Source organism: Dactylosporangium sp. NPDC051087 (assembly GCF_055586325.1).
Genome location: NZ_JBVJIJ010000030.1, coordinates 67,898 through 79,258, shown reverse-complemented (window position 1 = coordinate 79,258; position 11,361 = coordinate 67,898). Strand labels below are relative to the sequence as shown.

Annotated in this window: 8 protein-coding genes; 1 reads left to right on the top strand and 7 read right to left on the bottom strand. The window is 74.3% G+C overall.

Annotated features, from left to right (window positions below; genetic code table 11):
- Positions 1 to 180: 180 nt before the first annotated feature.
- Positions 181 to 546: a nuclear transport factor 2 family protein gene (locus ACZ6TV_RS43140; protein WP_465305189.1), complete on the bottom strand. Its 366-nt coding sequence runs from the start codon at positions 544 to 546 to the stop codon at positions 181 to 183.
- Between the two features lie 60 nt (positions 547 to 606).
- Here ACZ6TV_RS43140 and ACZ6TV_RS43135 point away from each other — a divergent pair, with 60 nt between their 5' ends.
- A complete protein-coding gene (locus ACZ6TV_RS43135; protein WP_465305187.1) occupies positions 607 to 1,212 on the top strand; it encodes a CGNR zinc finger domain-containing protein in 606 nt (201 codons plus the stop codon).
- On the opposite strand, the gene ACZ6TV_RS43130 is transcribed toward ACZ6TV_RS43135, so the two are convergent.
- The 6 genes from ACZ6TV_RS43130 to ACZ6TV_RS43105 form a co-directional block, all read right to left on the bottom strand.
- Positions 1,199 to 1,621, bottom strand: coding sequence for an ABATE domain-containing protein (locus tag ACZ6TV_RS43130; RefSeq protein ID WP_465305185.1), 423 nt, complete (start codon positions 1,619 to 1,621; stop codon positions 1,199 to 1,201). The genes ACZ6TV_RS43135 and ACZ6TV_RS43130 overlap by 14 nt on opposite strands.
- Positions 1,622 to 1,649: 28 nt before the next feature.
- Positions 1,650 to 5,258, bottom strand: a complete 3,609-nt coding sequence (locus ACZ6TV_RS43125; RefSeq protein ID WP_465305183.1) for an SDR family NAD(P)-dependent oxidoreductase — start codon at positions 5,256 to 5,258, stop codon at positions 1,650 to 1,652.
- Complete coding sequence (locus ACZ6TV_RS43120) at positions 5,255 to 6,046, bottom strand: thioesterase II family protein (RefSeq protein ID WP_465305181.1); 792 nt, start codon at positions 6,044 to 6,046, stop codon at positions 5,255 to 5,257. The genes ACZ6TV_RS43125 and ACZ6TV_RS43120 overlap by 4 nt, the downstream gene beginning before the upstream one ends.
- 82 nt (positions 6,047 to 6,128) lie before the next feature.
- Positions 6,129 to 9,437 carry a non-ribosomal peptide synthetase gene (locus ACZ6TV_RS43115; protein WP_465305179.1) on the bottom strand — a complete coding sequence of 1,103 codons (3,309 nt, stop codon included), beginning with the start codon at positions 9,435 to 9,437 and terminating at the stop codon, positions 6,129 to 6,131.
- A 151-nt stretch (positions 9,438 to 9,588) separates the two neighbouring features.
- Positions 9,589 to 10,326, bottom strand: a complete 738-nt coding sequence (locus ACZ6TV_RS43110; RefSeq protein ID WP_465305297.1) for a thioesterase II family protein — start codon at positions 10,324 to 10,326, stop codon at positions 9,589 to 9,591.
- The gene (locus tag ACZ6TV_RS43105; protein ID WP_465305177.1) at positions 10,326 to 11,360 is read right to left on the bottom strand and encodes a methyltransferase; all 1,035 of its coding nucleotides are present in this window, start codon (positions 11,358 to 11,360) and stop codon (positions 10,326 to 10,328) included. The genes ACZ6TV_RS43110 and ACZ6TV_RS43105 overlap by 1 nt, the downstream gene beginning before the upstream one ends.
- Position 11,361 lies beyond the last annotated feature (1 nt).

The following is an 11,361-nucleotide window of genomic DNA, read 5'->3' as shown; positions in this document are numbered from 1 at the left end:
GTGCGGGGTCACCGCCGACGGCGAGCGCGTCCGGGAACGCGGTGCCGAGCGGGCGGGTGGGCAGTGGGGCGGCGGCGGGCGTGACGGCATCGACCTCAACGTGACCACCCGCAGACTGTAAGGGAGCCCGGGCGGTTTGAAGGCCCCGGTCGAGTGACCGGGGCCCACCCACGACGAGGATCAGACCTCGGTCTGCTGGTGGAACACGCTGCGCCATTCGTCGTCCTCGCGGGCGTAGACGCTCGTGGCGAAGACCTCGAACTTCTTCTTCTCGTCGTCGATCAGCGCGGTCACCGTCGCCTTGTAGGTCACCAGGGCGCTGTCCTCGCTGATCTGGACGACCTTCAGGTGGGTCAGATCGGTCTTGAGGAACGGGTTCTCGTTCTTGGTGACGTTCGGGACGATGTCCGCCTTCCCGGCGACCCCGTGTTTACTCACGGTCAGCGCATCATCTCGTACGACCCGTTCGTAGAAGCGGCCGTCGCCCTCGCGGTTGGCGCGCCACATCTCCTTCTCGAGCTGCTTCAACTCAGTTGCGATGGTCATGTCGCCCCCTTCCGGTTCGTGGTCGGGATACCCGCGTTCTGCACCGGTTAAACTGGTTACGTGCACCCCGGCATCCACGTGCTGACCAGCGCGGACGGGCAGCGGTTCTCGTTCGATCCCGGCAGTCTCAGCATCGAGCTTCTCGCCACCGGCGGGCCCGGCGAGGGCCGCCGGTGGGAGATCCTGCACCGCCCCGAGGATCTCGCCGGCTGGCTGACCCGCACGCGCCTCGCGGCGCCCGCCCCGCTCACCGTGAGTGACCTGCGGATCGGGTCCGCCGACCTGGACCGGATCCGGCACCTGCGGGACACCTTCTGGTCGGTCGCGGCCGCCCTCGCGCATCGTCGCGGCGTCGGCACGGACGACGTCGACGTCATCAACGGCTACGCCGGGACGCCGCCCCGCTTCCGCGTCGAAGCGGCGGACCTGAGCCGGCGGTGGGTCACCCCGGTCACCGGGCGGCAGCTGCTGGGCGCGTTCGCCCGTGACGCGCTCGACGTGATCGGCACCCCCGGGCTGCGCGAACGGGTCAGGGAGTGCGCCGGCGACCGCTGCCGGCTCATCTTCCTCGACACGTCCCGGCCGGGGAACCGGCGCTGGTGCTCGATGGAGCGCTGCGGCAACAGGAACAAGGCCCGCAACCGGCGGGCGGTCACACCACTCTGAAACGGCCGCACGAGGCGCACTGCTGGATCCGGGCCGCGTCCGGCCCGCCGAACAGGTCGATCGCGTCCCTGGCCACCAGCGACAGCACCTCAGGCACGCCGGCCGCGCCGCCGTCCACGGCCCGGCGCCCGTCGGCGCGCAGCACGGGCACCGGAGGGGTGACCGCCGCGGCCGCGTTGAGCGCCAGCCGGTCGACGACACCGACCGGTGCGCCCGCCACGGCCCGCTCCGCGGTGCGGCGCACGGCGTCCCGCAGGGCGTGCACCGGCCCGATGTCGGCGGCGATCGCCACGATCCCGTCGATCCCCGTGACGACCTCGAGCCAGCGGCCCAGCAGCCCCGGATCGTGCTGCACGGGGTCGTGCAGCAGATCCAGGGCCATCCGTCCGGGTCGGCAGTGCTGCGCCATCCGGCCACCCTAGCGGGGCGGCGGCGAGTCAGGCGGCGATCGTGGCCGCCAGGGCACGGACCGTCGGCGACTCGTACAGCGACCCGACCGTGACCGGTGCGCCGAGCCGTTCGCTGAGCGCCTGGGCGAGCTGCAGCGCCCGCACCGAGTCGCAGCCGAGGCTGAAGAACGAGTCCTCGCGCCCGATCCGGGGCACCGACAGCACATCGGCCGCGGCGCCCGCCACGAGCTCCTCCAGGCGCCCCTCCGGCGCGAGGTAGCCCGCACCGCCGGAGCCGATCGCCGCGAGCACCGCCGACGGGTCAGGGGCGCCGCTGCGGTCCCGCTCGATCCGGGTCGTCACCGCGATCCGGGCGAAGATGCCCTCGCCCGCGAGCCGTGCGGCGACCGCGGACCGGACCGTCTGCGGGTCCTCCCCGGGACCGGGCACCACCGCGACCGCGATCGTGCCGCCCCGCAGCTGGTCCGCCGCCAGGAACGGTTTGATCTGCTCGTTCGACGGGTCCGCGCCGATCAGCAGGTGCACCACCCCGGCGTGCAGCGCCCCGAGGAACGCCACGGTCCCGCGGGCCGGGTCGATCAGGCTGAGCCCGCGGTGCCGCGCCGCGGCGACCAGGGGGCTGCCCTGGTTCATGCCGGGCCCGTCCCACATGCTCCAGCCGAGGCTCTGCGCCCGCCGGCCGGTGGCCGCCCACCGCTGCGCCCACCCGTCGAGGACGGCGTTGGCGGCGGCGTACGCGCCGAACCCGGTGCCGCCGAAGACGCCGTTGACGGACGAGAACACCACGACGGCCGTGTCCGGGCGGGTCTGCAGGAGCCCGTCGACGGCGGCGCACCCGCCGGCCTTCGGGCGGAGCATCCCGGCGAGCCAGTCCGCGGTCTCGGTCCGCAGCTCGTGGTCCGTCAGGTGCTCCCACTGCGGCGCGACCGGCGCGCCCGCGAGGTGCAGCACCAGGTCGAGCCCGCGGCCCCAGGCGGCCTCCGCGTCGGCGACCGCACGGGCGAGGGCGTCGGCGTCGGCGACGTCGGCGGTGCGGTACCGCACGTCGCCGACCGACGCGAGAATCTCCAGCGCCTCGCGCGAGCCGTCGTCCAGCCGCGACGCGGGGGTGCGCCCGACGATGAGCAGCCGCGCCCCGTGCGCGGCGACGAGGTGCTCGGCGATCGTCCGGCCGAGGCCGCCGAGCCCGCCGGTGACCAGGCAGGTGCCGCCGCGGGGCAGGACACCGGCCGGGACGTCGAACGCCTCGGGCAGCGACGTGGTGCGCAGCCGCTGGACGAGCGGCTCGCCGTCGCGGACCGCGACCACGTCGTCGTCGTGCCGCACCTGCGCGAGCGCGGCCAGGTCGGCGCCGGCGGGCGCGTCGAGCAGGCGGACCCGGGCGGCGACGCGTTCCGAGGCGGCGGTCCGCACCAGCGCGGTCAGCCCCGCGAGCGCCGGCACGACCACGTCGCCGTCGGCGGCCCGGACGGCGCCCTGGGTGAGGACGGTGAGCTCGGCGTCCGGCCGGACGGCCGCGGCGACCGCGAGGAAGTCACCGAGCGGGTCCGGGGCCGCCTCGGTGGCCACGAACAGCACCTGCGCGGCCGAGCCGAGGTCGGAGGGCGAGGCGACCCGGTCCGGCCACGCCGGCCGCGGCCCGCTGACGAAGACCGCGACGGGACCGGACGGGCGGGGGCGCAGCGGCGTACCGGCGGACTCCCAGACGACCGACAGCGCCGGGAGATCGGCGTCGTCCCCGGCGGCGGCGGGCGCGGTGGAGTCGGCGTAGCAGCGGTCGTCGAAGGTGCCCTCGCGCCAGCCCTCCAGGAGCCGCTCGCGCTGGACCTTGCCGCCGTTCTGCCGGGGGAACTCCCGCTCCGTCACCGGCACCAGGAAGGTGGGGCGCAGCGCCAGGTCGCGGGACAGCGCGGTGCGGATGTCGTCGACCACCGCCGGCACGTCGTCGGTGGCGGGCACGAAGAACACGACGAGCGCGTCGGTGCCGGTGTCCTCGTCGGGCACGCCCGCGACGGCCGAGCACGCCGGGCGTACACCGGCGACCTGCTCCACGACGGCCTCGATCTCGTGCGCGGGGAAGTTGGCGCCGTTGACGATGACCATGTTCTTCTGCCGGCCGGTCAGGAACAGCCGCCCGTCGCGCAGGAAGCCGAGGTCGCCGGTGTCGAACCAGCCGTCGGCGGTGAAGCTCTCCGCGTTGGCCTTGTCGTTGTGCGCGTAGCCGTTCTGCACCGTCGTGCCGCTGATGTGCAGCCGGCCGACCCGCCCCTCGGGCAGCACCGCGCCGGAGGGGTCGACGATGCGCAGCGCGACGCCGGGGATGGGCGCGCCGACCTCGGTGACGACGACCGCGCCCGGGGTGCCGGCGGGCAGCTCGCGCAGCGCGCCGTCCAGGGACGCGGGCACCAGCGCGATCGTGCCGGCGCCCGGGTCGTCGCGGTGCATGCGCGAGTACGTGACCCCGGACGACGTCTCCGACATGCCCCAGCAGGGGATCATGGCGTCGGCGGGCAGGCCGTGCGGGGCGAGCAGCTCCACGAAGCGGCGGGCGGTGCGGGCGACGACGGCCTCGCCGGCGTTGCAGATGTTGGTGAGCGTGCTCAGGTCCCAGGACCCGGCGGCGATCTCGTCGGCGCGCTGCACGACGAGGGAGAAGGCGAAGTTCGGCGCCCACGTGCAGGTGGCGCGGAACCTGTCGACGCAGTCGAGCCACAGCAGCGGCCGGCGGATCACCGACTCGGTGCGGACGTTGACGTGCTCGCAGGTGAGGAACACGTCCCGCAGGTTGAACATGATCATGCCGCCGACGTGGTCGAGCGGCATCCAGTTGAGCGAGACGTCGTCCTCGGTGAAGCCGTTGGCGGCGATGGTGGCGTACGTGCGGGCGACGATCGTGCGGTGCCGGTGCTGGACGCACTTCGGGGTGCCGGTGCTCCCGGACGTGAGCAGGTTGACGATCAGCGTCTCCGGGTCGGGCACGGCCCACTGCGCCGGCTCTTGCGAAGGCAACGAGGAGGCGGCCAGGACGCGCAGGCCCGGCATGCGGCCGGCGAGGGACCGCACCCCGTCCACCAGCGCGTCGTCGGCGATCACGGGGGGCTTGCCGAGCAGCTCCCACGCGGAGGCGAGCTTGCGCACGGCGGCGTTGTCGCCGGTGTACTCCGGTGCCGGCGCGACGGCCGTGGGCATGAAGCCGCCCAGGACGCACGCCCACCAGGCGGTGACGAACGTGCGGCTGTCGGCGCACTGCAGCAGCACCGCGTCGCCCGGGGCCAGGCCGTGCCCGCGCAGGCCGCCCAGGACGCGGCGGGCCTCGTCGTACAGCTCGGCGTAGGTCTGCCGGTCGGTGCCGCCGTCGGGGAGCACGTAGGTGGTGCCGCGGCCGGGCGCGATCCGGGCGGCGCGTTCCAGAGCCTCCGGCAGGGTCGCGACCGCGTCGGGCGGCAGCACCGGCTCCGGGCCGCGGACCAGCGCCGGCCGGTCGGCGGGGACCTCGACGCCGTCGGGCAGGCCGGTGTCCTGGACCGCGGACCTGCGGGCGTTCGGGGCGCGCAGCTTGCGGTCGTAGACGGCGGCGGCGTCCTGGACACCGGCCGCGCCGGCGGCGATGCGGGCGATGGTCTCGGTGCTGCTCACTGGGGTGTCCTTCCTTCTGAGGCGTCGAGGGCGGCGTCGAGGGCGGCGGCGATCCCACCCGCGGCCGCCGCGGTCAGTCCGACGATGAAGTAGTGGCCGCCCTCGACGGTCACGCCGGTGCGCCCGGCGGTGGTCTGCTCGTCCCAGCCGGCCATGGCGGCCTCGTCGACCGATCCGGTCGTGCCGCGGACGGTGGTGATCGGGACCGGCAGCGGCGGGCGCGGGCGGTGCCGGTAGTTCTCCCAGAGGGCGAAGTCGCTACGGAGCAGGGGCAGCAGGAACTCCAGCAGCTGCGCGTTGCCGGCGACGGCGTCGGGCAGGCCGCCGCGGTCGCGGATGGACGCGAGGAGCTCCTCGTCGGACCGCTGGTGCAGCGGGTCCGCGGGCGGCGGGGCCTGGGGTGCGGGCTGCTCGGCCACGACGAGCCGCCGCGGCCAGGTGCCGAAGCGCCGGCCCATCTCGTGCGCGACCTCGTAGGCGAGCAGGGCGCCGGCGCAGTGGCCGTACAGGGCGTAGGGCATCGTCGTGTACGGCCGCAGCGCGATCGAGCACCCCGTGACGAGCCCGGGGATGCTGCCCGGCAGGTCCTCACGGGACCGGTCCTCGTGCCCCGGCGGCTGTACGGCGATGACCTCGACCCACGGCGGCAGGTGCGCCGCCATGCCCTGGTAGACGGACGCGCCGCCGCCGGCGAACGGCAGGCAGATCAGCCGGAGCCGGGCGCCCTCCCGGGGCACCCGGCGGACCCACTGCGAGTCAGTGGCGAAACTGACCGTCGGCGCGCTCATGCCGCCGCCTCCGCGATGCTCCGGCGTCGGCCTGGGCCGGACCTGCCATGCCGATTCGCAGCCTTTCCGCTGCGCCGGCCGCTCATCGCGCGTCCAGTTCGGCGGCGAGCTCGGCGATCTCCTCGTCGCTGCGGCCCTCGACGGCCGCGAGGGCCTCGGCGAGGGCGTCGCGCTGCGAGCCCTGGGCGGAGCCGGCCGCGTCGACCAGCGCGGACAGGCCGGACACGGTCGGGGTGGCGAAGAACTCCGCGATCGGCACCGCGACCCCGAAGACCGCGTTGACCCGCGACGACAGCTGGATCGCCTGGAGGCTGGTGCCGCCGGCGGCGAAGAAGTTGACGTCGTTGCCGATGCGGGCGCCCAGCAGCGGGGCGAAGACCTCCTCGCGCATGGTGCGCTCGGTGGGGGTGCTGTTCTCCTCGTCGGCCTCGGTGAGCTCGTCGACGGCGGCGAACTCCACCGCGGGCAGCCGGCGCCGGTCGATCTTGCCACTCGGGGTGAGCGGCACGGCCTCGAGGGGCACCAGCACCGACGGCACCATCGCCGACGGCAGCCGGCCAGCGACGGCCGAGCGGACCGTGTCCAGCTGCAGCTCCCCGGCGCGTTCGGGCACCACGTACGCCATGAGCAGCGCACCGGTGCGAGGGTCGTTGGCGACGTCGGCGACCGCCTGGGCGACCCCGTCGACCGCCTGCAGCGCGGCCTCGACCTCGCCGAGCTCGATCCGCACCCCGCGGACCTTCACCTGCCGGTCGGCGCGGCCGACGAACTCCAGCTCGCCCTCGTCGTTCCAGACGGCGAGGTCGCCGGTGAGGTAGCGGCGGGAGCCGGGCGGGCCGTCCGGGTCGGGCCGGAAGCGGTCGGCGGTCAGGTCGGCGCGGCCCAGGTAGCCGCGGGCGACGCCGAGCCCGGCGATGGCCAGCTCGCCGATCGCGCCGACCGGGAGGACCCCGGCGCCGGCGGCGTCGACGACGTAGGCGCGGTGGTTGGCCATCGCCCGGCCGATCGGCGGCGACGACGTCCACTCGCCCTCACACCGCTTGGCCACGACGGTCACCGTGGTCTCGGTCGGGCCGTAGCCGTTCCAGAAGCCCCGGCCGCGGGCCCACCGGGTGGTGAGCTCACCGGTGAACGCCTCGCCGCCGACGAACGCGATCCGCAGGTCCGGGTACCCCTCGGGGGCGAGCAGCTCCATGATGGCCGGCGGCAGGTCGACGACGGTGATCCGCCGTTCCCGCAGGACGGTGTCGAGGGCGTCGACGTTGCGGCGCTGGTCCTCGTCCATCACGTACAGTTCGGCGCCGTTGAGCAGCGAGCCGAAGATCTCGAACACGGACACGTCGAAGCCGGGCGACGCGAAGTGCAGGACCCGGTCGGCGGGGGTGAGGTCGAACATCTCCTTGACGGTCCGCACGAAGTTGGCGGCGTTGCGGTGCTCGACGATCACGCCCTTCGGCCGGCCGGTCGAGCCCGAGGTGTAGATGACGTACGCCGCGGACGCGGGCGGCACGACGGCGGGCGCGCAGCGGTGGCAGGCGACCTCCTCCGCCGGTGCGACGTCGGCGGGGTCGGTGCCGACGACGAGCCGCAGCGGGGCGGGGATCCGCTCGGCGGTGCCGGGGGAGACGACGACGGTGCCCGCGCCGGTGTCCTCCAGGATCATCGCGAGCCGCTCGTCGGGCTGGCCGGTGTCGATCGGGACGTAGGCGCCGCCGGCGCGCATGATGCCGAGCACGGCGGCGATGAGCGCGGGGCCGCGTTCCATGACGACGGGGACGAGGTCGCCGAGACCGACGCCGGTGGCGACCAGCTCGTCGGCGATCCGGCACGACCACGTGTCGAGGGTGCGGTAGGTGAGGCTGCCGTCCTGCCAGGACAGCGCGGTGTGGTCCGGGTCGGCGGCGACGACGTCGGCGAAGAGCTCGTGCAGCGTCGTGTCGGCCGGGTCGCCGATCGGGGCGTTCCAGCGCGAAAGGACGTCGGCGCGCTCCTCGCCGGTGCCGAGGCGGGCGTCGCCGAGCGGCCGGTCCGGCTGGGCGCACAGCGCGCCGAGCGTCTGCAGGAAGCGCTCCAGGAGCCGGTTCGCGGTGCGGCGCTCGTACAGCGACGTCGCGAAGCGGACCGCCGCGGTGGGCCGCTCGCCGCCGCTGACCTCCAGCGCCAGCTCGAACGTGCCGGCGCCGGCGTCGACCTGCTCACAGCCGATGCGCAGGCCGTCGGCCTCCACCGGCGCGGGCGGCTCGCCGGTGTCGGCGAAGCCGATCTGCACCAGGGGCAGCCTGCCGGCGTCGGGTTCGACGCCGAGCGCGTCGAGGATCAGCTTGAACGGCAGGATCGCGTGGTCGGCGCCGGCGTGCCGGGCGGCGCGGATCTCGGCGACGACGGCGGCGAACGTGTCGGCCTCGTCGAGCTCGACCCGCAGCGGCACGAGGTTGCCGCAGTCCCCGACGAGCAGGTCCGCGTCGAACGGGCCGGGCACGTCGGTGGGGACGCCGATGGTGAGGTCGCTGCGGGCGGTGTGCCGGGCGACGACGACGAGGAACGCGGCGAGCAGCACGTCGCGGCGCTCGTGCCCGGGCAGGGCGTCCGCGGCGGCGAGCAGCTCGGGCGCGACCGGCACGCGGACCACGTCGCTGGTCAGGTCGAGCAGGCGCGGGCGCGGGTGGTCGGCGGGCAGCTCGGTGCCCTCCCAGCCGGCGAGGGCGCCGCGCCAGTAGTCGCTCGCCTCGCGGACGCTGTCCTGCTCGCACCACTCGCGCTGCCAGCTCGCGTAGGCGCCGAAGTCGACCGGCTCCTCCTTCCACTGCGGTGCGGCGCCGGCCAGCCGGGCCTCGTAGGCGACGGCGAGGTCACGCTGCAGCACGCGGGCGGAGCGGGGGTCGAGCACGATGTAGTGGCTGGTGAGCACCAGCAGGTGGCGCTCCTCGTCGGCGCGCAGCAGCTTGAACCGGACCATCGGGCCGGAGTTGAGGTCGAGGCCGCGGCGCAGCTCGTCCTTGACGACCTCGTCGGCGCGCTCGCGCAGCCGCTCGGTGGCGACGTCCTCGACGTCCAGGCGGACGTCCTGCGGCGCCTGCTGGACGTGCTGGGTGCCCTGCTTGTCGTCGTCGGGGAACGTCGAGCGCAGCACCGTGTGCCGCTGCTGCAGGTCCACGAGCGCGGCGCGCAGCGCTTCGGGGTTGAGGGGGCCTTCGATCGGGAAGGCGAAGCCGAGCCCGTACGCCCGGCTGCTGGGGGCGAACCGGTCGAACAGCCACAGCTGCTCCTGCCGCAACGACAGCGGCGCCGATCGGATCCCCGACGAGACGCCTTCCAGCCGGGCCAGCAATTCGTCCCGGCGCTCCCCGGGGAGCCGGCGCAGTCGACGAAGCAACTCGCTCTGTTGAGGCATGGAACGGTCCTCCCAGTCAGCGTGCGTTTCAGTACAGGCTATACAGACTTTGCTGAGTCTGCCATTTGAGTGCATGAATACTTCACAGTCAGCACGACAAGGGACCCCGACGTCGCCGGGGTCCCTGAGGCGTGTACGCGCGAGGGGCCGGTCAGCCGGCGCGCATTCGCTCGGCGATGACATCGACGAGCTCGCCGGGGGCCTCCAGGAAGCTGTAGTGCGTGCCGTGCAGGAGGACCTTCTCGTAGGGCGCCCACACCGGCCACCCCGTCATCAGCCCGTGCGGCACCTCGACGTCCTCGTCCCAGCCGATGCCCGTGATCGGGCAGTCGACGGTGCCGGCCGGGCGCCAGTACACCCGGTTGGCCTCGACGTCCGCCTCCATCGTGTCGATGAACAGGTCGACGAGCTCCTCCGCCGCGGACTCCGCGGCGCCCATCGCGCTGAGCAGGCCGGCGATCTCGCCCCGCAGGCCCTCCTCGTCGAGGCCGAGGAACCGGCCCCACGGGCCGTCCTGCGGCGCCACCTGACTGGACATGAAGCACTGGTGCGGCGCCGGCAGCCCGCGCTCGCGGGCCTGGATCACCGTCTCGAACGCCGGCAGCGCGCCGCCGCAGTGCCCGAACACCGCCCACGGGCGGCCGGTGACGATGTCGCCGATGTCGTCCAACATCATCTTCGTGACGTCCTGGTAGGTGCCGAAGTGCGGCTCCCGCATCCGGTTCTCCCGGAAGGGCTGCTGGATCGGCACCACCTCGGCGTCGCCGATGCTCGCCGGCCAGGCCTTGTACATGGAGGCGCCGCAGCCGGAGTAGGGCATGGCGAGCAGGAGCATCTTCGACTCGGGTGACGGCTCCCGCAGGAACCAGCGTCGCTGCTGCGGGTCCATCACGCCTTCTCCCCGATCACCACGCCGTTCGCGCCGGGCGAGGCGAAGCGGACCGTGCGGACCCGGGCGCACCCGGCGTCGCGCAGCCAGCCGCTGTACTCGGCCGCCGTGTAGTTGCGCCCCCAGCACCCGACGAGCATGTTCATGCTCATCAGCGCCGCGTCGACGGGTCCCGCCTTGTCGTCGTCGACGAGCAGCTCGCTGATGAGCAGCGTGCCGCCGGACGGCAGCGCGTCCAGGCACGCGGCGATGATCCTGCGGTTCTGCGCCTCGTCCCAGTCGTGCAGGATCATCGACAGCAGCACCGCGTCGTGCCCGGTGGGCAGCGGGTCGTTGAAGAAGTCCGCGGCCGCGGTGCCGACGCGCCCCCGCAGGCCCGCCGCGTCGATCCGCTGCCGGGCGAGGCCGCACACGTGCGGCAGGTCCAGCACGGTGCCGTTCAGGTGTTGGTACTGCCGGCACAGCTCGAGCAGCGTCGCGCCCGCCCCGCCGCCGACGTCCAGCAGGCCGCGCACCCCGGACAGGTCCACGGCCCGCGCCAGGTGCCGGGCGGTCAGGGTGGAGAAGGCGAACAGCCCGTCCCAGAACGAGTCCGGCCGGTTGCCTTCCTCGAACATGTTGCGGTCCGGGTCCGGCACCGGCTTGGTCGGCGCGTCGGTGCGCACCGCCTCCGTCGCCTTCAGCCAGCCGGGTGCGGTGTACTTGGCGACCATCTGCACGTAGTCGGCGAAGTAGTCCGGCCGCCCCGGCACCAGGTACGTGTCGGCGACGGCGCTGTTGTAGTAGCGGCCCTCGCGCAGCTCCAGCAGGCCCAGCGCCGCACACGCGGTCAGCAGGATCTCCGCCGGGCGCAGGGCGATGCCGATCCGCTCGGCGAGCTCCGGCGCGGTGGCGCCGCCGTCGGCGAGGGTCTCGAACGTCCCGGTCTCGATCGCCGCGGTCAGCGTCTGCGACCGCCACAGGCCGGTCGCCAGGTCGATCAGCAGCGTCGGCGGCGGCGCCAACGTGGTCTCAGGTGCTACATCGAGGGTCATC